Source organism: Kitasatospora sp. NPDC048365, assembly GCF_043200835.1.
Taxonomy (GTDB): Bacteria; Actinomycetota; Actinomycetes; order Streptomycetales; family Streptomycetaceae; genus Kitasatospora; species Kitasatospora terrestris.
On sequence record NZ_JBICYJ010000011.1, the window covers coordinates 183,374 to 205,549 of the forward strand.

15 protein-coding genes are annotated in these 22,176 nt (G+C 75.5%); 5 read left to right on the forward strand and 10 right to left on the reverse strand.

Going from position 1 to position 22,176, the window contains the following annotated elements:
- Positions 1–9: 9 nt before the first annotated feature.
- Together ACGFX4_RS14260 and ACGFX4_RS14265 are read left to right on the forward strand one after the other, a co-directional pair.
- Entirely contained in the window at positions 10–1,050 is a 1,041-nt protein-coding gene (locus ACGFX4_RS14260) for an agmatine/peptidylarginine deiminase (protein ID WP_393073107.1), read from the forward strand.
- A 132-nt stretch (positions 1,051–1,182) separates the two neighbouring features.
- Positions 1,183–2,043, forward strand: a complete 861-nt coding sequence (locus ACGFX4_RS14265) for a spherulation-specific family 4 protein (RefSeq protein WP_393073109.1) — start codon at positions 1,183–1,185, stop codon at positions 2,041–2,043.
- Positions 2,044–2,092: 49 nt separating this feature from the next.
- Here ACGFX4_RS14265 and ACGFX4_RS14270 read toward each other — a convergent pair whose 3' ends face one another.
- From ACGFX4_RS14270 to ACGFX4_RS14280, 3 genes are all read right to left on the reverse strand, one after another.
- Positions 2,093–3,235, reverse strand: a complete 1,143-nt coding sequence (locus ACGFX4_RS14270) for a hypothetical protein (protein WP_393073111.1) — start codon at positions 3,233–3,235, stop codon at positions 2,093–2,095.
- Complete coding sequence (locus tag ACGFX4_RS14275; RefSeq protein WP_393073113.1) at positions 3,232–4,680, reverse strand: hypothetical protein; 1,449 nt, start codon at positions 4,678–4,680, stop codon at positions 3,232–3,234. Before ACGFX4_RS14275 ends, ACGFX4_RS14270 begins: the two co-directional genes overlap by 4 nt.
- Before the next feature lie 317 nt (positions 4,681–4,997).
- On the reverse strand, positions 4,998–6,008 hold the full coding sequence (locus tag ACGFX4_RS14280) for a LuxR C-terminal-related transcriptional regulator (protein ID WP_393073115.1): 1,011 nt from the start codon (positions 6,006–6,008) through the stop codon (positions 4,998–5,000).
- Positions 6,009–6,280: 272 nt separating this feature from the next.
- Between ACGFX4_RS14280 and ACGFX4_RS14285 the strand changes: the two genes are divergently transcribed.
- The 3 genes from ACGFX4_RS14285 (at position 6,281) to ACGFX4_RS14295 (ending at position 7,890) form a co-directional block, all read left to right on the forward strand.
- Positions 6,281–6,601 carry a hypothetical protein gene (locus ACGFX4_RS14285; protein ID WP_393073117.1) on the forward strand — a complete coding sequence of 107 codons (321 nt, stop codon included), beginning with the start codon at positions 6,281–6,283 and terminating at the stop codon, positions 6,599–6,601.
- Positions 6,602–6,887: 286 nt separating this feature from the next.
- Positions 6,888–7,142, forward strand: a complete 255-nt coding sequence (locus ACGFX4_RS14290) for a hypothetical protein (RefSeq protein WP_393073119.1) — start codon at positions 6,888–6,890, stop codon at positions 7,140–7,142.
- A gap of 52 nt (positions 7,143–7,194) precedes the next feature.
- Entirely contained in the window at positions 7,195–7,890 is a 696-nt protein-coding gene (locus tag ACGFX4_RS14295; RefSeq protein ID WP_393073121.1) for a response regulator transcription factor, read from the forward strand.
- Between the two features lie 60 nt (positions 7,891–7,950).
- Here ACGFX4_RS14295 and ACGFX4_RS14300 read toward each other — a convergent pair whose 3' ends face one another.
- The 7 genes from ACGFX4_RS14300 to ACGFX4_RS14330 all read right to left on the reverse strand — a co-directional run bounded on the left by ACGFX4_RS14300 (position 7,951) and on the right by ACGFX4_RS14330 (position 22,072).
- The gene (locus tag ACGFX4_RS14300) at positions 7,951–9,444 is read right to left on the reverse strand and encodes a SagB family peptide dehydrogenase (protein WP_393073123.1); all 1,494 of its coding nucleotides are present in this window, start codon (positions 9,442–9,444) and stop codon (positions 7,951–7,953) included.
- A gap of 62 nt (positions 9,445–9,506) precedes the next feature.
- On the reverse strand, positions 9,507–11,762 hold the full coding sequence (locus ACGFX4_RS14305; RefSeq protein ID WP_393073125.1) for a TOMM precursor leader peptide-binding protein: 2,256 nt from the start codon (positions 11,760–11,762) through the stop codon (positions 9,507–9,509).
- A gap of 34 nt (positions 11,763–11,796) precedes the next feature.
- Complete coding sequence (locus ACGFX4_RS14310; RefSeq protein ID WP_393073127.1) at positions 11,797–15,057, reverse strand: DUF4135 domain-containing protein; 3,261 nt, start codon at positions 15,055–15,057, stop codon at positions 11,797–11,799.
- 1 nt (position 15,058) lies between these two features.
- Positions 15,059–17,287: an ATP-binding cassette domain-containing protein gene (locus tag ACGFX4_RS14315; RefSeq protein ID WP_393073129.1), complete on the reverse strand. Its 2,229-nt coding sequence runs from the start codon at positions 17,285–17,287 to the stop codon at positions 15,059–15,061.
- Positions 17,284–19,869 (reverse strand): ATP-binding cassette domain-containing protein, encoded by a 2,586-nt coding sequence (locus tag ACGFX4_RS14320; RefSeq protein ID WP_393073131.1) that lies wholly within the window; start codon positions 19,867–19,869, stop codon positions 17,284–17,286. The genes ACGFX4_RS14315 and ACGFX4_RS14320 overlap by 4 nt, the downstream gene beginning before the upstream one ends.
- Positions 19,866–20,837: a hypothetical protein gene (locus tag ACGFX4_RS14325; RefSeq protein WP_393073133.1), complete on the reverse strand. Its 972-nt coding sequence runs from the start codon at positions 20,835–20,837 to the stop codon at positions 19,866–19,868. Before ACGFX4_RS14325 ends, ACGFX4_RS14320 begins: the two co-directional genes overlap by 4 nt.
- Entirely contained in the window at positions 20,834–22,072 is a 1,239-nt protein-coding gene (locus tag ACGFX4_RS14330) for a cytochrome P450 (RefSeq protein WP_393073135.1), read from the reverse strand. Before ACGFX4_RS14330 ends, ACGFX4_RS14325 begins: the two co-directional genes overlap by 4 nt.
- Between the last annotated feature and the right edge of the window lie 104 nt (positions 22,073–22,176).

The following is a 22,176-nucleotide window of genomic DNA, read 5'->3' on the forward strand; positions in this document are numbered from 1 at the left end:
GTGACCCTCATGACCACCACCCCCGCCGCCGCCGGCTTCCGGATGCCCGCCGAATGGCACCCCCACGAGCGCACCTGGATGGCGTTCCCCACCGAGAACCCCACCTTCGACAGCCCGGAGCACCTGGACGCCGGCCGCAAGGCCTGGGCCGCCGTGGCCAACACCATCGTCCGCTACGAGCCGGTCACCCTGGTCGTCAACACCGGTGAGACCGAGGTCGCCCGCGGCTACGTCTCCCCCGAGGTGGAGATCGTCGAACGCCCGCTGGACGACGCCTGGATGCGCGACATCGGCCCGAGCTTCCTGATCGACGGCAAGGGCGGGCTGGCCGCCACCGACTGGATCTTCAACGGCTGGGGCGCCCAGTCCTGGGCCCGCTGGGACAAGGACCAGCACATCGCCGAGCACATCACCGGGCTGACCGGCGTGCAGCGCTTCGCCTCGAAGCTGATCAACGAGGGCGGCGGCATCCACGTCGACGGCGAGGGCACCGTCCTGGTCACCGACACCGTGCAGCTCGGCGAGGGCCGCAACTCCGACTGGACCCGCGAGCAGGTCGAGGCCGAGCTCAACGCCTTCCTCGGCACCACCAAGGTGGTCTGGGTCCCGCGCGGACTCACCCGCGACTACGACGAGTTCGGCACCCGCGGCCACATCGACATCGTCGCCTCCTTCGTCCGCCCCGGCGTGGTCCTCGCGCACGTCCAGCCCGACCCCGCGCACCCCGACCACGAGGTGTGCCGGGAGATCGTCGACCTGCTCCGCGCCTCCACCGACGCCGCCGGCCGGCAGCTGGAGGTCATCGAACTCCCCGCCCCCACTGTCCTCTTCGACGAGGACGACGAGCCGGTCGACTACTCCTACATCAACCACTACGTCGCCAACGGCGCCGTGATCCTCTGCGCCTTCGACGACCCGCGCGACGAGGAGGCCAAGGCCGTCCTGGAGAAGGCCTACCCCGGCCGCACCGTCGAACTGGTCGACGCCACCGGGATCTTCGCCAACGGCGGCGGCATCCACTGCATCACCCAGCAGCAGCCCCGCCCCTGACGCACCGACAGAACGCCGGGGCCGCCCTTTCCGCGGGCGGCTCCGGCGTGTGCGTACGATGAGCCGAACGGCCGTCGGCAGACGGTCCGAAGCAGGGGGGATCCGCACATGCGTGCAGGAGTACGGGGCCTGGTGGCCCTTCTCGCAGGGGCGGCACTGGCCGCCGGGGCCGGGGTTCCGCAGGCCTGTGCCGGGACGCGGGGGCTGGAGATCGCGGTGCCCGCTTACGTGTACCCGGGCGACCCGATGGTGACGGGACTGCAGGGCGCGAGCCCGGCCGCGTCCGTCGTGGTCCTCAACCCGAACAACGGCGACAACCCGTTCGACGCGAGCTGGCAGGCCCAGGCCGACGCGCTGCGCGCCCGGACCACCGCCACCGGCGGGCACACCAAGGTGCTCGGCTACGTCCACACCGAGTGGGCCGGGCGCCCGCTCGCCGCCGTGAAGGCCTCCGTCGACAACTACCTGAAGACCGCGGACGGCAAGCTGCACGTCGACGGCATCTTCTTCGACACCGTCAGCCGCGACTGCGGCACCGGCAACAGCGCCCGCGACTACTACCTCGCGCTGCGCCAGTACGTGCAGCAGACCGTCGCCGCGATCGACCCGGCCGCCGAGGAACTGGTCGTCGACAACCCCGGCACCGCCATCGCCGACTGCTTCCTGGAGCCCGGCCACCGCACCGCCGACACCTTCGTCACCTTCGAGAACACCTACGCCGCGTACACCGGCAGCGGCTGGCTCGGCGGCAACGTCTTCAACTCCACGGCCGGCTACTACTCGGGCGCGTCCTTCGACCCCAGCGGCACCGCCTTCTGGCACCTGATCCACGCCGTCCCCGACGCCCCCGCCATGCGCAGCGCCCTCGACACCGCGTACGGCCGCGGCGCGGGCTACGTCTACGCCACCGACGACACCCTCGCCAACCCGTGGGACGCCGCACCGGGTTGGGGCTTCGCCGCGGAGACCGGGTACGCCGCGACCGTCGGCTGACGCCGACACACGCGGGCTGAGCCGCTCCCGTGCCGGGCCCGGGAGCGGCTCAGCGGCTGCGGGCCGTCTTGCGGTAGCGGTCGAGGATGTCCTGGCGGAGGAGGTGGCCGAAGCCGGCGTTCTCGAGGCGGAGCGCGAGGGCGGGTTCGGTGAGGCCGAGGGCGGTGGCGGTGCTCGGGAAGTGCCAGTCGTGGGCGGCGAGCCGGTCGAGCAGGTGACCGCGGCGGACCTGGGCCTCGGAGAGCCGGAAGGTCTTGAGGTAGAGGACCCGGCCGTCGGCGTCGGTGACGGTCTCGCCGATGTGGTTCTCCTGCTTGGGACGGAAGTCCGGCAGGAAGCGGCCGAGGGTGAAGCGGCCCATCCGGTGGACGGTCCGCAGCCGGTACTCGGCGTCGAGCAGGTCGCGGGCCATCACGCCGTCGTGGAAGGCCGACCAGTCGCGCTCGGCCCGGCCGGCGGCGGCGCGCAGGTCCGCGAGGGTGCGGATGCCCGCGCCGGACAGGTCCGCGCGGAAGTCCGGGACGGGTCCGGACAGCAGGGCGTAGTGGTGCACGAGTTCGCCGAACAGGTCGAGCAGCAGGCTCTGGTGCAGGGCGCGGTAGTCGTCGGGGTGCGGGACGACGAAGGCGGCGGCGAGCAGGTCCGCGGTGTACAGCAGGACGCCGCACTGGCCGGGGTGGATCTCGAACACCCGCAGGGCGTCCGCGAGTCCGCGGATCTGCGTCCCGGCGTACGCCTCCTCCTCGCGCGGGGAGAGGCCGCGGCGCAGGGCCTGGGCGGACCAGTGCTCCCAGGCGATGGTGGGGCCGCCGAAGTGGAGGGAGAGGTAACCCTCCAGGGAGAGGTGGAGCGGGAGGAAGCGCATCCGGTCGGAGCCGGTGCGCTTGGCGAGCCGGTGCCGGGGCAGCCGCATCCGCTCGGGGGCGTCGGCGCCGAGCTGGGTGCCGTACGCGGCGGCCGGGCTGCCGTCGCCGGTCCAGTGGGCGACGAAGCCGTGCGGGATGTACGAGGTGTAGGCGGTGGTGCGGCTGCTCTCGACCCAGCCGTCCTCGTCCTCGTACAGCTGCTGGTGCAGGCGCAGGTCGGCAACGGGTTCGGCGCGCAGCAGCGGGACCAGGCGGACGCCGCCCCAGACCTGGGCGGGGCCGGTGGTCAGGCCGGTGAGGTCGAGTCGGTGGCTGACGGTCTTCACGGGGCGGCCTCGGGCGAAGGGGTGGTGAGGAAGCGGTCGGTGCGGGCGGCGAGGTGGGCGGTGAGCTCGGCGAGGTCGCTGCGGCCGTCCGCGAAGCGGGCGAACTCGACCAGGGCGGGCAGGTCCTCGGCGTCGCGCAGGCCGGCGGTGGGCACCGTGGGGGCGAGCCGGCGGACGTCGAAGCCGTCGGCGTCGTACACCGGGTTGAGGTGGACGACGGAGGTTCGGGCGTCGGGGTCGAGCCGGGTGCGCCAGATCCGCAGGACCTCGGCGGCCAGGCCGGGCGGGGCGTTGTCCCAGCCGTCGGAGACGATCACCAGCCGGTCGGGGGCGGTGTCGAGGGCGTCGACGATGCGGTGCCCGAGCGGGGTGGCGCCGTGCGGGCGGGCGAGCAGGGCGTCGGTGCGGCCGGAGGTCCACCGCGGGGTGTACCGCTCGGCGAGGGCCTCGAGCAGGAAGTGGCAGGCCAGGGCGACGGCCAGCGGGCGACGGCGCTTGGTGCCGGAGCCGGACGCCGAGTAGCTGTCGTCGAGGACGGCGGCGACCTTGCCCCAGCGGCCGGCCTCCGGGCCGGCGGTGCGGCGGGCGGCGGCGCGCAGGGCGTCGGTGAGCTCGCCGCGGCGCTCGATGCGCTGCGCGGGCGGCAGGGAGAGGGCGTAGAGGGCGAGCCGGGTGAGCGGCATCCGGCCGAGGTCGGTCCGGTCGGCGCGGACGGCTTCGGCGCGGTGCTCGCGGGCGTTCTCCTGCAGGCGGAGGCGTTCGAGCCGGGTGAGCCGGGGGGCGATCTTCTCCAGGAAGGCGGCGCGCGGGATGCGGTGGCTGCGGGCGAAGCCCTCGGCGACGGTGTACGGCAGCTCGTAGAGGGCGGCCTGGGTGTAGTGGGCGCGCTGCCAACTGTTCAGCAGCGGCGTCGAGTAGTGGCCGCGCGGGCCCGCGCCGAACAGGAACTCGCCCAACTCCGGTGCGGCCGGTGCCAGGTGGGCGTGGCGCAGGACGCGCTTGAGGCCGCCGCGGTACTTGACGGCGTCCAGTGCGGGGTCGGGCCGGGCGGCCAGCCAGTCGCGCAGGATCGCGCGGGTGCGGCGGTTGTTCACCCCGGCCCGGCGGAGCTCGCCGAACAGGCGGTAGACCCGCTGCGGAGGCAGCAGTTGCAGCCGGCGGGCGATCAGCCGGCCCTCGGTGCGGCGCTGTTCGGGGGTGGCGTCGGCGGCGGTCTCCAGCAGCCGGCGGACGATCAGCGCGGCGTTGTGGTGGTTGATGTCGAGCGCGAGGGCGGCGGCGTACGGCTCGCGGTAGTTGCCGAGCACGTACTCGTGCAGGAAGCCCAGCGAGAGCTGCTGCTCGGCCGCGGAGGAGTGGAACTCGCGCTGGCCGGTGGCGGTGATCGCGGCGTTGACGAAGAGCAGGACGTCCTCGGCGGCGATCAGGTCGGCGTAGCCCTCCATGCGGCTTCCTCCGGTCGGCGGTCGGGGTGCCGGCCGGGGAATGGGGGCGCGAACTGCGAATCATCGCTTTACAGGCACGTTCCGGAAGTCGCACCGGAGTCCCGCGGCCGGCCGGTCGACCGTAACAGAACGCCCCGGGGGGCTGTCGCCCGGATTTCGGCGCCGGGGTGCCGGCCGGGGAATGGGGGCGCGAGCTGCGAATCATCGCTGTAGAGGCACGTTCCGGAAGTCGCACCGGAGTCCCGCGGCCGGCCCGACGACCGTAACAGACCACCGGCCGCGGGCCGCCGCCCGGACTCCGCGCCCGGCCCGGGGCGTCAGGTGGCCGCGCCCTCCGGGGCCTCCAGCCAGCCGAGGGCGGCGACCTGGATGCCGGCCTGGAAGCGGCTGCGGGCGTCCATCCGGACCATCAGGTCGGCCATCATCCGGCGGACGGTGCGCAGCGAGACGCCCAGGCGCTGGCCGGCGCGCTCGTCGGTGAGGCCTTCGGCGAGCAGGCGCAGCAGTTCGCGCTCCTGGCCGGTGAGGCCGCGCGGGTCGCGCTGGGCGGTCTCACCGAGCGGGCGGGACTGCTCCCAGACCTGGTCGAACAGGGCGCGCAGGGCGGCGATGACACCGGGGCTGTGCAGGACGACGGCGCCCTTGCGCGGGTCCTCGGGGTCGATCGGGACGATCGCGGTGGCGTTGTCGACCAGGATCATCCGCAGCGGCAGGGTGGGCGCGGTGCGGATCGCGCCGCCGAGGCCGTGCAGCCAGCGGGCGTACTGGACGGTGGGCGGGTCGTTGCGGACGCTGTCCTGGTAGACGGTGCGCATCCGGACGCCGCGTTCCAGGGTCTCCTGGTCGAGGGCGCGGCTGGCCTCCATCACCTGGGCGGGCTGCGGGCCGCCGGGGGCGAAGGAGAGCACCTCGGCGGTGGCGTCGGAGGCGAGCTGGATCAGCCGGTCGCGGACCTGGTCGAGGCTGCTGATCACCTCGATGCCGCGCTGCTCGGTGGGGTTGTGGACGCTGGCGTACTCGGCGATCAGGCCGGCCATGGCGGCCCGGCTGCGTTCCATCTCCAGCTGGCGCCGGGCGGCCTCGGCCTCCTGGTGGGCGAGCAGGGTGGCCAGGCCCCGCTCGGGGTTGACCGCGCGCCAGTGGTCGCCGCTGCCGGTGGGCCGGGTGAGGGCGAGGTCGGCGAGCCGGTCGAGGGCCTCGCGGATCTCCTGCTCGCTGGCCTCCAGCCGTGCGGCGAGACCGTGGGCGTCCAGCTCGGGGTGGAGCAGCATGGTGCGGTAGACCGCTTCGCCGAAGGGGTCGAGTCCGACCGGGCCGGGGCTCGTCAACGGCCGTCCTTCGCTCGTGGCCGTCGGCCGGTCGGCGGCAGGGATCTCGCCATCTCGCCCTCCTGAGGACCGGTTCCGGGTCTCGGACTGATCTTCTGACAGAGCGTCAGACTAGCGCTACTGAGGGGAACGTAGAACACCCTTGCGGGCAATTCTGGCCGATTCATGGGCGAACTGTGAAGGCCGACGGCGCACTGTCATCTTGATGCCAGGCGTCGATGTGACACCGACCTTACTGCCCCACGCTCCTGTCGATCAGTCAGGCTGGAGGAATGTACGCGATCCGAGTGGGGCTGTCCGCGCCCGCGGGGACGGCCGAGCCGGCCGAGCCCGCGGTCCGTTCGGCGCTGTCGGCGCTGCTGCGGATGGCCGGGGCCCGGCTGGAGCACGCCCGGTTCCGCTCCGCGCCCGGGGAGCTCTCCGGGGTGTGCTTCCTCGCGGCCGGCTCGCTGCTGGAGGCGGAGCGCCTGCTGGGGCACGCCTGCCGGGTGCTGACGGTGCCGTTCGGCCCGCTGGCCGGCTGGCGGCTGGAGCGGTGCGAGGCGGACCCGTGGATCGCCCTGGGCCTGCACGAGGCGCCCGCCGAGAACTGAGCGACCCCGCCGCCGGACTCCCACTGGAGCCCCGCTGGAGCCTCGGTCGAGCCCGGGTCGAGGTGGCCTCAGGGTGTCACGGCACTCTGGTGCCAGCTCCGAATGCTGACAGCCACCCCCCGGAGCGGCCACTCTCGTTGTTGTCGGCAGAACGGCGGAACCGAAAGCCGCGGGAGCAGCCCCCGACGGGGGACGCGGACCAGGTTCCTGAAACGCCCGCCTGCCGCACCATCTGGCTCCGGAGCAGCCCGGGGCACAGCCGAACGCGAGAGGATCGGGCAACCTCATGACGCTGAACATCCGTTTTGTCGCGATTGCCGCACTGGGTTCGCTGCTCGTGGCGGGCGTCGCCACCGCCGCCGAGCTGAACGGGGCCGACCGGCCCGCGGTCGTCGTCACGGCGGACGGCACCACCGCCGGCGGACCGGTCGAGGCCGGGGCCCTGCCCAACGGCCCGCTGCCCGGCGCCGGCACCCCGGCCAACGTCGAGGCCTCCCCCTCGCCCTCCGTCAGCCACCAGGACACCTGGGGCTGGGGCTGACCGGACCTCTCCGGCCAGCGCACCCGACCCGCCGAGATCCCGAGGTAGCCGGATGACCACCGCACTGGAGCGCCCGCTCGACCGGGCCGCCCCGTTCCACCCCGTCCGCGCCGTGCCGGCGGCGGCCGACCGCGACACCACCGGGGTGCTGCTCGCCGACGGACAGCACCTGTTCCGCTCCGGGCTGGGCGCCCTGCTCGACCGGGAGGACGACCTGTCCGTGGTCGCCGAGGCGGTCTGCGGCGAGGACGCCGCCGCCGAGGCCGCCCGGACCCGGCCCGCCGTGGCGGTGCTCGACCTGGACGTCCCCGGCCCGGGCGGGCCGGCCACCGCCGCGATGATCCGCGCGGCGGCCCCGACCACCGCGGTGCTCCTGCTGGCGCCCGCCGTGCGCCGCACCGACGAGCTGCAGCGCGCCCTGGCCGACGGCGTCGCCGGGGTCCTGCTGAAGGACGTGCCGGCCGGGGCGCTGATCTCCGCCGTCCGGGAACTGGCGCGCGGCGGCCGGGTGTACGACCCCCGGCTGGTGCTGGACGTGGTCCGCACCGACCGGCAGACGCCGCTCAGCCGCCGCGAGTTGGCGGTGCTCTCCGAAATAGCGGACGGCGCGACCATCCGCGAGGCGGCGGCCGCGCTGTCGCTCTCCCCGGGGACGGTGCGCAACTACGTCTCCGCGGCGATCGCCAAGACCCGGGCGCGCAACCGCTGCGACGCGATCAGGATCGCCCGCGAGTGCGGGTGGCTGTAAGGCCGGGCCGTCCCCCCGGTACCCCGTCCGCCTGCGGCGCGCGACGGGGCACCGGTGCGTTCACCCCTCCCTGGCCTCGGTGACGATGTCGGCGAAGCCGTTCGCGGTCCGCGGCACGTCGGCCGGACGGCTGCCGATCAGGAACTCGCCGACCGAGGACTCCGCCGTCCAGTCCAGGCCGAGCGCCCGGGCCGCCGCGTCGGTGTCGCCCGAGCCGAGGCCGCACGGTGCCAGGCCCATCGCGGTCGCCACCAGGTACAGCGTCTGGTAGAGCACGCCGACGTGCTTGAGCGTCAGCGCGTACGCGATCTGGCTGTACTTCCAGGACAGCCGGCCGAACCGGGTGGTGACGGTGAGCAGCACCTGCGGGTCGACGGTGCACGCGGTGGCCCGCCAGGCGGCGGTCATCAGCTCGTGGTACGCCTGCTTCTCGCCCGGGTGGTGGAAGACCCGGTGGCGCAGCCGGTGCGCGGCGGCGTCGTACCGGTAGACGCCCGGCTCCAGGCCGACGCAGTTCACCACCGACAGGTAGATCTCCAGTTCGCCGGTGGCGCCGCCGGCCGGGTACGGGCGGTCCACGCCGTCGTAGCCGTGCGGGTCGGCCGGGTCGCCGGGGATGATCCGGCGGACCCGGGCCACCCGGTAGAGCAGTTCGCCGAGCTGCTCCAGGGTGACCGGGGTGTCGGCGTACTGGCGCACCGAGCGGCGGCCCTCCAGCACCTCGCTGAGCGCGGGGTCGCGGGCGACCACGGTGTCCCACTCGGGGACCGGCAGATCGATGCCGGGCCCCTCTTCGCGCGCTCCGGCGCCGGAGACCGCGGGCAGCTGGTCGATGTCCTGGTGGGCGAAGACGCCGCCGGTCGGGTAGTCGTGCCGGCCGGGGCGGCTGCGGGCGTGGAACAGCAGGTCGTGGAAGTCCCACAGCGGCGCCTCGGAGCCGCTGCCGGCGTCCAGGAAGCCGCCGCCGGCCAGCAGTCCGGCCAGCGCCTCGCCCTCCTCGGCGGACAGCCCCGCCATCGCCGCCGCCTCGGCCACCGGCCGGGCGGTGGTCAGCGCGGCGACGAACGCGCCGGCGGCGGGCTGGTGCAGGGTGAGCCGGAACGGCGCCATCGGCGACTCCAGCACGCACGCCTCGCCGTGGCCGTCGGGCAGCCGGCGCAGGTAGGCGAAGCGGGAGAGCACCGCGGCACCGCCGACCCGGGCGAAGCCGGGCAGCGCGGCCGACCGGGCGATCGGCACGGCGGTGGCCAGCGGGGTGCCGAGCAGGTCGGCGACGGTGGTGGTGACCAGGTACGGGAAGCGCTCCAGCAGCTTGAGCAGGCGCACCTGGCGGGTGGCGAGTTCGTCCAGGTCGGCGTCCTCGCGGGTGAGCGCGTCGAGCGCGGTGACGGTGGCGGCGCCGAGCGCGTGGACCCGCTGGCGTCCCCAGGGGTGGGCGAGCTCCACGTCCTCGCCCTGGGCCGTGACGTCGACCTCGGGGCGCAGCCGGAGCAGGCGGCGGAGCGGTCCGCCCCCGGCGGTCCGGGTCGGGGGCAGCTGTTCGATGACGGTCATGGGTACCTCTCCCCAGATGGGCGGGCGCCGGACCCGTCGGCCCGGCGGCTCCGCACGCGGCGTCAGATGAAGATCGGGATCGGGTTGAGCTCGCTCTCCGGGGTCGGCTCCTTCAGCCAGCCCAGCTCCACCGGCACGTCGTAGAGGCGGCCGGGGGCGTAGCGGGCCCAGAAGTGCCGCATGCCGGGGACGATCACCCGGGCGACCGGCAGGCCCACGTCCGGGCGGGTCTGGTCGAGGACCAGGAACTCCATGCCGCGGTCCTCGACCAGCCGCTGGGCGAGCGCCAGGTCGTCGGCGAGGTCGGCGCCGGCCAGCACGGGCCAGCGGCCGGGGCCGGAGGCCGGGGCGGCCGGGTCGGGCAGCAGGTACGGCTGGTTGGCCACGGTGGCCGTGGTCCACCAGGCCTTCTGCTCGTGGTCGGAGCCGGCGTAGTTGACCCGGCCCTCGGCGTCTCCGGCGACCGGGCCGAGGAACTGGTTCATCTCGGTGAGGGCGCGGGTGAGCGCGATGTGCGGGTCGAGGTGCGCGCCGAAGGCGATCAGCACGTCCTCAGGGTTCTTGTCGGTGCGGCGGGAGAACGCGCCGACCACCGGGATGCCGAAGTCCGAGGTCAGGTCGAGTGCCCAGATCTCGCGGCGCAGCCCGCGGTAGACGTCCCTCAGCTTGTCGATGTACGGGTCGCCGAAGGCGTCCAGGTCGATCGCGGGGCGCTGGACCCGGTTGTACCACCACAGGGCGACCGAGTCGCGCTCCACCAGCTCCAGGAAGCCCTGCAGGGCGGCGTCCTCGAAGGAGGTGCCGGCGGCGCAGCCGTTGGAGTCGCCGGCCGCGTAGAAGCCGTTGCGGTGCCGGTAGCCGTAGTACATCGACATGGTGGGCAGCCAGCGGGTGGTCTGCGCGGTCAGCGACCAGGCCGGGGACCACTCGATCGCCTCGTCCTCGCGGAAGCGCTCGGGGACGATGTTGAACATCGACTGCTTGACGTTCCAGCGCTGCCGCTCGGCGTACTGGCGGTCGCTGTACAGCAGGGTGCGGGAGGGGTGGATCGCGGCGTCGCCGAGTTCGGCGAAGCGGGCCGGCCGGCGGGCCTCGTCGCCCTGGAAGACGCCGGAGTAGCGCTCCATCGCCTCACCGAGCGCGCTGGCCCGGGCCTGGACGTCGGTGCGGCCCTTGCCGCAGCTCACCGAGCGCAGGCCGGTGCGCAGTTGGCGCAGGTCGCCGCTCTGCCGGGAGAGGTTCTGCCCGGAGACGTAGACCTTCAGCCCGGTGGGCGTCCGGGCGGCCGGGACCAGGGTGGTGACCACGCCGGTGATCGGGCTGAGCTGCGGGCGGTAGGTGTCCAGCATCTCCTCGGGCGTGGTGGAGCGGTGGCCGCCGTCGGCGGTGAACGCCTTGGGCCGGCTCTCGAAGCGCACCGGCTTCAGCTGACGCTCCGTCACCATCCGGCCGTCGCCGCAGCTCTCGCACTGCGGGCGGCGGACCAGGCGGTGCCGCTCGGTCTCCAGCAGGACGGTGTCCAGGGTGAGCACCACGGGTTCGGCGGGCCGGGCGCCGGCCAGCCACTTGGCGGTCTCCAGGGCGGCCAGCTGGGTGCCGAGGGCCAGGGTGGCGGGCAGGTGCGCGCCGGCGGTCGGGATCGGCTCGTCCTGGCCGAGCCGGTGCTGCAGGTAGCTGAGCGACTGGCGGTTGGCGGACAGCCGGTGCGCCAGGCACTCCCAGCAGCCGGTGGCGCCCTCCTCGCCGTCGGCGCCGGGGACGAACACCGGTCCGGTCCAGACGATCGAGCCGACCGGGCGGACGATCAGCCAGGGCCGGCCGTCGGCCAGCGCGGCGCGGTTGCGCTCGGCGAGCCCGGGGTGCAGGTAGTCCGCGGTGAGGGCGACGGTGAACGGCGCGCCGTCGTCGACCGCGACCCCGGCGGCCTCCAGCGCGGCGAGGAAGGGCTCGACGTCGAGGTCGCCGTACACCTCGACCCGGACCCGGGCGGTGCGCAGCGCGCCCATCGCGGCGTCGCCGTCCAGCCCGGCCATCTCGAAGAAGGCGGCGCCGGGCCGGTCGGTGGCCGGGTCGGCGGGGGCGACGAAGCCGCCGGCCCGCAGCTTGCCGACCGCTCCGTCGACCCGCTCGGCGGGGACGGTGCCGTGCAGCGCGGCGCCGATCTGCTCGGCGGTGCGGGTGCCGTCCAGCAGCGGGGCGAGGGCCTGGGCGAGGTTGCCGTCGACCACCGAGACGCCGCGTTCGGAGACCAGGTAGACGGCTTCGCCGTCGACGACGTACGGGGTGTAGTGGCGTTTGAAGCCGATGAGTTCGGACATGGCGGGTCACTCCTCCTTACGGGTCCGGGTGCGCTCAGCGCAGGGTGGCCAGCGGGGCGGCGGCCGGGTCGTACAGGCGCAGCAGCAGCAGGCCGATGGCGACCGTGCCGTCGAGTGCGCCGAGGTTGACGGAGTCCTCGGCGGCCCGGTCCGGGAACCAGGTGCCGTACGCCTGCTGACGCTCCATCAGTTCACGGACCAGCAGGCCGGCGGCCTCCCGGCCGTCGAAGAACGGGCCGGGCACCAGGGCGGTGGTGCCCTCGGGGACGGTGTGCAGCAGGCCCGCCTCGGCGGCGGTCAGCGCCTCGCCGGCGGTGGCGACCAGGGCGCGGCCGGTCAGCGAGGCCAGCGCCGGGCCGGTGACCGGCGGGGTGAGACTGCCCAGGTCGGCCTGGTCGACGGCGTCCGCGCCGAGCGAGACCGCGGTGTCCAGGCAGGCCAGGCGGCCGCTGCGGGTGCCGGTGGCGAAGCGGTGCGCGGCGAGCCGCTCCCGGACGGCGCCCGGGTCGGCCAGCAGGGCGGGCGCCTCGGCCAGCGTGCGGGCCAGCGCGGCGGCGACCGAGTCGGCGCCGCCCGGCACCAGGTCGAGGAAGTCGAACTCCGGGATCTGCGCGTCGAGATCGCCCAGGTCGGCGACGGCGGTGGCGGCCAGGGTGCGGATCGCCTCGTCCGTCGGGGCGTGCCCGGCGCCGGACGCGCGGCGCAGCCGCAGCAGGTTGAGCAGCAGGCCGGCGGTGCCCAGCGGCAGGTCGGCGTGCGGCACCTTGGCCCGGCGGCCGGGCCGGTCGGAGGCCGAGCGGGCGACGGTGAGCGCACCGGGCACCAGGGCCTGCGCGGCGCTCAGGAAGCCGGGCTCGCCGAGCAGCAGGCCGCCGCGGGCCAGGCCGTGGATCAGCGCGCCCGGTCCGGCGAAGCCGCCGGGCACCGGGGCGCCGGAGGCCAGCCGGGAGTCGCCGGCGAAGGAGAAGGCGCGCGGCTCGTCGGGGTCGACCAGGGCGGCGGCCTCGGTGAGCAGCCGGTGGGAGGCCCGGTGGAAGCGCGGTTCGCCGGTGGCGGACCAGAGTTCGGCGAACAGCAGGGCGATGCCCAGGGTGCCGGAGACCAGGTCCGGGCCGAGCACCTCGACCTGGCGCAGGCCGGTGCCCGGGTACCAGCTCTGGCCGAGCCAGCCAGTCCGGCGGCGGTCGGTCAGGATCCGGTCGCCGATCGCGGCGGCCCGCTCCAGCAGCTCGCCGGGGCCGGGCACCGCGCGGCGGCGGACCGGGGACGGCGCCGGGCGGGACAGCTCGGTGCCCAGGCGGGCGGCGTCCACGCAACCGGACAGCACGCCGACGTGCGCCTCCAGGTCGAAGCCCTCCAGTTCGGCGACCCGCTGCTGCAGGCGCTTCCAGCCGGTCGACTGGAAGTGCCCGGGGATCTCCCGGCCGTCCGCGGTGAACACCGAGGACGAGGTGGTCAGCGAGCGGAAGAACGGGATGTCGAAGATCCGGAAGGAGTCCAGCTCGGAGAGGACCACCTCCAGCAGGTCGCCGCGGTCCGGGTCGCCCGCCCGGGCGACCACGGCGCCGCGCAGCGCACCGGCGATCACCGTCTCGCGGGTGGCGCCGTCGTCCAGCGCCAGCGGGCTGGTGGAGGCCCGCAGGATCTTGTAGCCGTCCCAGGTGTGGCGCCAGATGTAGCGCACCCAGACCCCCCGGAACCCGCTCAACGGGCCCTCGGGGTCGGCGAGTTCCTCGCGCAGCCGGTACAGCGTCCGGTGCATCTCGCGGTAGCCCTCGACCACCTGCTCGGTGTACTCCCACGGGTCGGCCGGCTCGCCGTCGGCCACCGGCCGGTACGGCGGCAGCGGCAGCGCGGGCACGCCGGGCGCGACCTCCAGGCTGCCGACCCGGGAGAGGCAGCCGATGTCCAGGGCGTCGGTCCGGCCGGCCGGGGTCCATGCCTGGAAGGCCATCGCGGTGCGGACCACGGTGGTCTCCAGCTCGTCCAGCAGCCCGTGCTGGGCGGCGGAGAGCACCGGCGGGGCCTGGACCCGCGGGTAGAGCAGGCACTCCAGGTCGATCAGCACCGGGTGCTCGCCGTCCGCGAGCAGGTTGTCCGCCCACAGGTCGCGGCCCTCCAGCAGCTGCACCAGGCGGATCGTCATGCCGAGGCGGGTGTAGAACCGGGCGAAGCCGGAGCGGTCCGCGCACGGGCGGCTGGGCACCAGCTCCTCCCAGCCGTAGTCGCTCTCGCAGCCGGTGTCCAGCGAGGCGCCGTGGCCGTCGTCGCCCCGGTCGCTGCGCACCAGCACGGTGCGCAGCGGCAGGTCCAGGCTCAGCTCCTTGTTGAGCCGCGCGGCCAGCGCGAGGAAGGCGGTGGCGTGCCGCATGTCCTTCGGCTTGTAGACCACGCCCTGCCCGTCGGCGAAGCGCAGCAGCGCCACCGAGCGGCCGCCGGCGTGCCGGTCGCCCGCGTCGCCCTGGACGGAGGCCAGCGCGCCCGGGTCGGTGCCCTGCCACATCCGCCCGACCAGCAGGTGCCGGTCGGCGGCGAGCCGGGCGAACATCTCGGTGTACATGTGCTGCCACTGCAGGCAGACCGTGCCGACCAGGAACGCCAGGCCGGGCAGCCGCTCCAGCCGGGCCAGCCAGCCGTCCTGCGAGGAGTCGAGGCCGCCCTCGGCGTCCCACCCGGTGGCCCGGGGGCGGCCGGTGGAGAGCTGGAACTCGTGGCAGAAGGACAGGTTGCACGCCTCGGTGAGCCGCCCGGTCAGGGTCTTCGCCAGGTCGGCGCGGGCCTCCTCGGTGACCGGGACGCCCAGGATCCCGCCCGCGGCGCTCGGCAGCAGGGCGGCCGCGGCCCGGACGAAGCCCTCGACCAGGGCGCCGGGGCCGGACGCCCGGTCGGTCGGCTGGGCGCGCAGGAAGGCGGCCAGGGCGTGCGCCCAGGCCGGCAGCCGGGCCGGGTCGGCCAGGCGCACCCGGCGCAGGCCCTCGCCGAGCGGGCGCCCGGTCTCGGCCAGGTGGTCCAGCAGCACGCCCGCGGCGCGCTGCTCGCCGGCCGCCCGGCTCAGCCAGGTCTCCACGGCGGCGGCCCGGGAGCGCCGGTCCTCCCCCGGGTCGGGTTCGAACAGCGCCTCGCCGTCCGCCCGGGCGGCGGCCCGTTCCTCGAAGGACGCGGCGGCGGACACCACGGCGCGCAGCCGCTCGTCGCCGCCGGCCACGTCGGGCAGCAGGACGGGTCCGGCGGCGGTGCCGCCGGTGGGGGCCGGACTCCCGGTGGTGCGGAGCCAGGTCTGCAGGTCGAGCGACATCTCACATCTCCTGGAATCGGGCGAGGCGGGTGAACAGCGGGTCGTTGCCGAGCAGTTCGCGGTAGGTGCCCTCGGCGGACACCCGTCCCCCGTCCAGCACGAAGATGCGGTCGGCGGTGCGGATGGTGCTCAGTCGGTGGGCGATGACGATCCGGGTGCGGTCGAGGCCCGCGACGGCCTCGGCGACCCTGGCCTGGGTGGCGTTGTCGAGCGCGGAGGTCGCCTCGTCCAGCAGCAGGACGGACGGCTCCCGCACCAGGGCCCGGGCCAGCAGCAGGCGTTGCACCTGGCCGCCGGAGAAGCCCTGGGCGTCCTCGCCGACCCTGGTGCCCAGGCCCATCGGCAGGGCGCGCAGGTCGGCGGCGATGCCGGCCAGTTCGGCGGCCCGCCAGATCCGGTCCTCCTCGACGTCCGGATCGGCGCCGGCCAGGTTCTCCAGCAGCGAGCCGCGGAGCATGCGGCCGTGCTGGAGGACCGAGCCGACCTGGCGGCGGACCAGCCGGGCGTCCAGCCCGGCGAGGTCCCGCCCGTCGTAGCGGACGGCGCCCGCCTCCGGCTGCTCGAAGCCCAGCAACAGCCGGATCAGGGTGGACTTGCCCGCCCCGGACGGGCCGACCACCGCGACGAACTCCCCCGGCGCGGCGTGCAGCGACACCCCGTCGAGGGCGGGCAGGGCCGTCCCCGGGTAGCGGAAGGTCACCCCGTCCAGGGCGACCGCCCCGCCGAGCCGGCCCGGGTCCTCGGCCACCGTCGTGGCCCCGGACCCGGCGCCGGCTACGGCGGTGGCGGGCTCGGCGAGGATCGGCCGGAGCCGGTCCAGCACCGGCGCCACCCCGTACGCGCTCGCCGCCGCATGGGTGACCTGGCCGAGCGCGAGGGCCACCTGTCCGGCCGCGACACCCGCGGCCATCAGATGGGCGGTCTCCGCGCCCGAACCGAACGTCGCCCCGGCGAGCAGCACCGTGAGCAGCAGCGGCTGCAGGGCCGAGGTGAGCGCCCCGGCGGCGGCATCGACGTGCATCGCGGCCGCGTCCGCGCGTTTCTGCGCGGCGAACGGGACGGCCCATCGGGCGAAGGCCTGGATCTCCCGTCCGGCGGTCTGGATCTTGTCGATGCCCAGCAGCAGCCCGTACAGGGTGCCGTGCAGCCGCCCGTGCGCCGCGTACACCTCGGACTCGTACCGCTGGCGCCGACGGCCGAGCAGCAGCAGCCCGGCGATCACCGCCAGCACGGCGAGCAGCAGCAGCCCGCCGAGCCGCCAGTCGATCAGCAGCAGTACCGACAGTCCCGTGCACGCGAACACCGCGCCCAGCACCGCGCCCACCAACACCTCGGAGAGCGCCTGCCGGGCCTGGGCGACCGCATTGGCCCGGTGCACCAGGTCACCCGTGGTCCAGTCGCGGAAGAACCGTGCGTCCTGGGCCAGCAGCCGGTCCCAGACAGCGGGTTCGAGCGCGTGCTGCACCCGGCCGGTGAGCCGGACCGCGGCGGTGTTGCGGACCAGCACCAGCAGCCACGAGGCCACCACCGCCGAACCCAGCAGCACCGCCAACCACCGCACCGGATGACGCTCGGCCAGCAGCAGGCCGGGCAGCAGCACACCGGTGCTGAGTGGAACCAGAAGACCCAGCAGCGCCGACGCCAGACCCGCCGCGCACAGCACCCCCAGGTCACGCTTGGCCCCGGGCACCGCCAGGGCGAACCTCAGCAGCCCGCCCGGCCCCGGCGCCCCGGCCGGCAGCGGCCGGTGCAGCAGCAGCGCCTGCCGCACCAGCGCGGGCCCGCCGCGCCGGCCGGCCGGCGCGGCCGGGTCGTGCCGGCGGTGGCGGCCGTTCGGGCGCGGGACCAGGGCGACCGGGCGGCCGTCGTCGGCCGCGAAGCCGACCATCGGGCCGTCCGTGCCGCTCGGGTCGCCGTGCCCGTCCGGGCCGGCCGGCAGGGTCACCGGGCGCCAGCGGACGCCCAGCAGCCGCAGCAGCGCGGTCAGCGGATCGGCCGCCTTCCGTACCGCGCCCGGGAGTTCCGCCGGGCCCTCGAAGCCGAGCGCCCGCAGGACGGCCTGCGCCTGGTCCGCGCGGTCGCGCGGCGCTGCCGGCGGACGACCGCCGGGCTGCAGACCCCCCAGTGCCGAGGCCAGCGCGGCCCGGTTCGCGGCGGCGGTGCCCTCCGCAGTGCTCGTGGCGGCCTCCGCCGCCGTGCGCGCTGCGGGGTCGATCGTCGCGGTGCTCATGCCGACTCCTCGGTTCCGTTGGGGGCGTCGCCGCCGACGCCGCGACCGCCCTCGCCGAGCAGGTCCCGGTACGGGCCGTCCTGGTCGGCGAGCTCGGCCGGAGTGCCCTGCTGGACGACCCGGCCGCCGGCCAGCACCACCACCCGGTCGGCCGCCCGGATGGTGCTCGCCCGGTGCGCCAGCACCAGGCAGGTCACGCCCCGGCGGCGCAGGTTGGCGTTGACCGCCGCCTCGGTGTGCGCGTCCAGCGCGGAGGTCGCCTCGTCCAGCACCAGCAGGGCCGGGTCCAGCGCCAGCGCGCGGGCCAGCTCCAGCCGCTGCCGTTCGCCGCCGGACAGGTTGCGGGCGTCCTCCTCCACCAGCCCGGCGTCCAACCCGCCGCGCCGGCGCACCAGTTCCGTCGCCTCCGCGTCCGCCAGCGCCCGGTGCAGGGCACCCTCGTCGGCGGCCGGGTTCCACAGCGTCAGGTTGTCCCGGACGGTGCCCTCGAAGAACCGCAACTGCTGCTCCACGTAGGCGACCTGGCCGGTCACCACGGCCCGGTGCCAGGACTCGCGGGGCCGGCCGTCCAGCAGCACCTCGCCGCTCCACGGCCGCAGCACCCCCGCCGCCAGCCGGGCCAGCGTCGACTTGCCGCTGCCGCTGGACCCGACCACCGCCACCCACTCCCCCGGGGCCACGGTCAGCGAGACGCCGTCCACCGTCGCCGGCCGGTTCGGGTCGTAGCCGAACGCCAGGTCCCGCAGCTCCAGTTCACCGCGCAGCGCGACCGGCTCCGCCGGGGCGTCCAGCACCGGCGCCAGGTACGGGTCCGGCTCGGACGTCTCGACGTCCTCCAGCAGCGCGTTCTGTGCCCGCGCCACCGTGAACTCCGCACCCGTGCCCACCAGTTGCGACACCGGCAGGAGGAAGCCGTTGAGCAGCAGCAGGAACGCCAGCAGCGTCCCGACCGACAGCGAACCACCGATCAGCAGCGCCGTACCGGCCACCACCACCGCCGCGCTCGCCGCCGAGTTCAGCGCCCCCGGCAGCGACAGCGGCACCAGGACCACCTGCGCCACCCGCTGACCCGTGTGCGCGGCCCGCGCCTGCCAGCCCGCCCACGAACGGAACAGCGAGTCCTCCGCGCCCTCCGCCTTCACCGTCTCGATCGCCGACACCCCGGCGAACGCCACACCGTCGCGCTTGTACTGCTCCGCGTGCAGGCGGTGGATCATCCCGCCGCGCCGCCGGTCCGCGACCCGCAGCGCGACCGCGTCCAGCACCGCCACCGCGACCGGCACCGCGGCCAGCTCCGGCACCAGCCAGACCAGCGCCGCCAGGTGCACCGCCGACGACGCCGCCGACGCGGCGGCGGACGCCACCCGGTGCGACAGCAGATTCGCCAGACCGTCGTTCAACTGCACCCGGGTCACCAGACCGCCCAACTGCCGGCGGTGGAAGAACGCGCCCGGCAGCCGCAGCATCCGCCACAGGAAACCCGCCGAAGAATGCGCGGCCATCGCCTCCAGCACCCGGTTCACCAGCGCCTGCCGCAGCCACGTCCCCAGCAGCACCAGCCCGGTCACCCCGACCGCCGCCAGCGTCAACGGCACCGCCCAGTCCGACGCGCCACCCGTCACCACCGCCGACAGGTACACGCGCAGCAGGAACGCTGCCGCCACACCCGGCACGGTGACCAGCATCGCCACCAGGACGGCCACCAGCAGCGGGGCCAGATACGGGCGAAGGCGCGCGGTCAGCGACCGCAGCAGCGGAAAGCGACGGCCGCCGCGCTCGAAGTCCGGACCCGGCTCGAAACCCACCGCGATCCCCGCGAACGAGTCCCAGAACTCCGCCGGAGTCGCCGAATAGCTGCCCAGCGAAGGATCGTTGATGTGCACCCGGCCCCGCCGGATGCCCTCGAAGACCGCGAAGTGCGGACCCGTCACCAGCACCATCGACGGCACCGGCACCGCGTCCAGACCGGCCGACCGGCCCTCGCCGCGCACCACCCGACGGCCCCGGGCCACCAGCCCGTACCGCCCGGCCGCACGGGCGACCGCCGCGGCACTCACGCCGTCCCGGCTCACCCCGCACGCGCGGGACGCCTCCTGCAGCGTCACCCGCCGCCCGAACGCCCCCAGCACCACGGCCAGGCACGCCGCCCCGCAGTCCTGCTCCTCCATCTGCGGCACGGTCGGCGTCCGCAGGTACCGCCGCCCCCGCGTCCCGCCTGCGGCGCGCTCGGCCGACGCCTTCGGCGCACCGGCTCCGCCGGACGGAGCGGCGGCAGCCGGCCCTGCGCCTGCGGCGGGCTCGGCCGACGCCCCGCGGGACCCGGCTCCGCCGGTGACGGTGGCGGAAGCAGCAGCGCGCGCATCGGCGTCGCCGGGCGATCCGGCGGCAGCCGCTACACCGCCTGCGGCGGGCTCGGCCGAGACCTTCCGCGAACCGGCTCCGCCGGTGACGGTGGCCGTCGTCTGCCCGGCCTGGGCTCCGCCGGTGACGGTGACCGTCGTAAGCCTGGTGGCGGAGGTGTCGGGCCCGTCGGCCGTGGACGCGTTCGCGTCGGGGCCGGCCGGGCGGATGTCGATGCTCATCGGCGGGGCTCCTTGTTCAGGACCGCCTGGTACGGGTGGCGGGCGCCGAGGTCGACCTTCACCGGGAGCGTGAACGGCGCGGAGACCGTGATGCCGTCCGGGAGTTGGGCGTACGCCAGCCACACCGGGGTGTCCCCGGCGGGCAGGCCGGGCGGGGCGACCGGCAGCGTGCCGGCCAGCGAACCGGCCGCCACCGGCAGCGGGTCCGCGGCCGTGACGACCGCCCGGACCACGCCGCCACCCGGCAGCGGCACCAGCACCGCCCGGCCCGGCGCCAGCCGCGCCGCGTCCTTCGCACTGGTCGCGACCAGTCGCACCACCGCCGGGGCGTCGCTCGGATCGAGCGCCACCACCGGGCTGCCGGGCGCGAGTTGCGCACCGGGTGCGGCGAGCAGGGCGGTGACCGTGCCGGGGCCCGCGGCGCGTACCTCGACGTCGCCCTCCCCTGCCGTCCGGACCACCGCGACGGTCTGGCCGGCCGCCACCCGGTCCCCGGGACGGACCCGGGTCTCGAACAGGGCGCCCGCCCGGTCGGCGGCGACCTGCACGGGGGCCGGGCCGTGCGCGACCACGGCGTTCACCGTCAGCGTGTGCGGCAGCGAACCGAACGCCGCCCAGCCCGCGCCCGCGCCGACCGCGAGCAGCAGGGCGACGCCCGCCACCCACAGCCGCGCGCCGATCAGCCGCACCGGCTGGTCCAGCCCGGGTTCGAGTACCGCGGCCGCCCGCGCGGCGGCCACCGCCGCCCGGCTCCGCGACTCCGCCGGCCCGGCGGCGGACGGACGCGCGACCTGCGTGACCGCAGACGTGTGCGTCCCGTCGCCACCGGCACCCGGCTGTGCCGGAGCGGGCGGGCGCGAGCCCTCGGCCGTGGCCGTGGGTGCGGGTTCGGGTGCCGGGCCGGACTCGGCCGTCGGGGTCGTTCCGGCGGGGGTCTCCGCCTCCGGCGGGGTGGTTGCGGTGGTCATGCCGTCGCTCCGATCAGTTCGTCGCGGGGCGGGCAGAACACCGGCAGCTCGCGCATCCCGCCGAACGCGAACTGCTCGCTGCGCTGGACCGTCTCCTCGGTGAGCGGTGTGCCGAGCCGCCGTTCGGCGTCGGCGGCGGCGAGGCCGCGCAGGACGGCGGCGCCGGCCATCAGCGACAGCGGCGCGCCGAGGCAGTGGTGCGGACCGTGGCCGAACGCGAGGTGGTGCCGGTCGGCCCGGTCCGGGTCGAAGCGGTCGGGGTCGGGGTAGCGTCGCGGATCACGGTTGGCGGCGGCGTACAGCAGCATGGCGACGCTGCCGCCCGGGATGAGGGTGTCGCCGGCCTGGACGTCGCGGGTGAGCGCCCGCGCGCTGGCCCGGACCGGGCTGCCGAGCCGCTGCGCCTCGTCGAAGACGGCCTCGGCGGCGGCGGGTTCGGCCCGCAGCCGCTCGGACAGGCCGGGCGTGGTGAGCAGTTGGAAGGCAGCGACGGCGAGGCCGGAGGTGAGCGTCTCCAGGCCGTTGGCGAAGAGCATCACCACGAAGGCGAGCAACTCCTCGGTGTCGAGCCGCCCTTCGGCCCGCGCGACGGTGAGCCGGCTGATCAGGTCGTCCCCGGGGTCGGCGGCGCGGGCGGCGCAGAGTTCTTCGACGTACGCGTGGAACTCGGCGAACTCGGCGTCCAGTTCGGCGGCCTGGGCCTCGTCGGGGAAGGGGTCGAGCAGGGCGCGGGCGACCAGGCCGGCCCAGCCGGTGATCCGGTCGTGGTCGGAGTCGGGGACGTCGAGGATGGCGCAGGAGACGGCGACCGGCAGCGGTACGGCGAGGTCGGCGACCAGGTCGAAGCCGCCGGAGGCGAGCAGCGGGGCGAGCATCCGCTCGGTGGTGGACTCGATGCGCTGTCGCATCTGCCCCAGCCGCCGGGCGCTGAACGCCGTGGTGGCGAGCCGCTTCAGCCGGGTGTGGTCGGCGCCGTCGCGCATCGGCAGCATCCGGTTGACGATCTGGACCAGCGCCGTGCCGCCCGCTCGCGGGAGGCCGACGGTGGTGGGGTCGACGGCGGTGCCGGGGTTCATCAGGACGCTGAGGATCTCCTGGTGCCCGGAGACCACGTACAGCGGGCCGAGGTCCAGGACGGGTGCCTCGGCCAGCAGCCTGCGGTAGAGCGCGGGTGGGTCCTGCTGCGCGGCGGGCTGCTGGATGAACCGCGTCAGCTCGTGCCGGAGGCTGTCCATGTCGCCCGGCTCTCCTTCTTCCGTTTCGCTTGCGCTGTCTGATGCTCGGGGCCGGGCGGGGTGCTGGGGCGGGACCGCGGACGGTCCCACCCCAGCGCACGGAA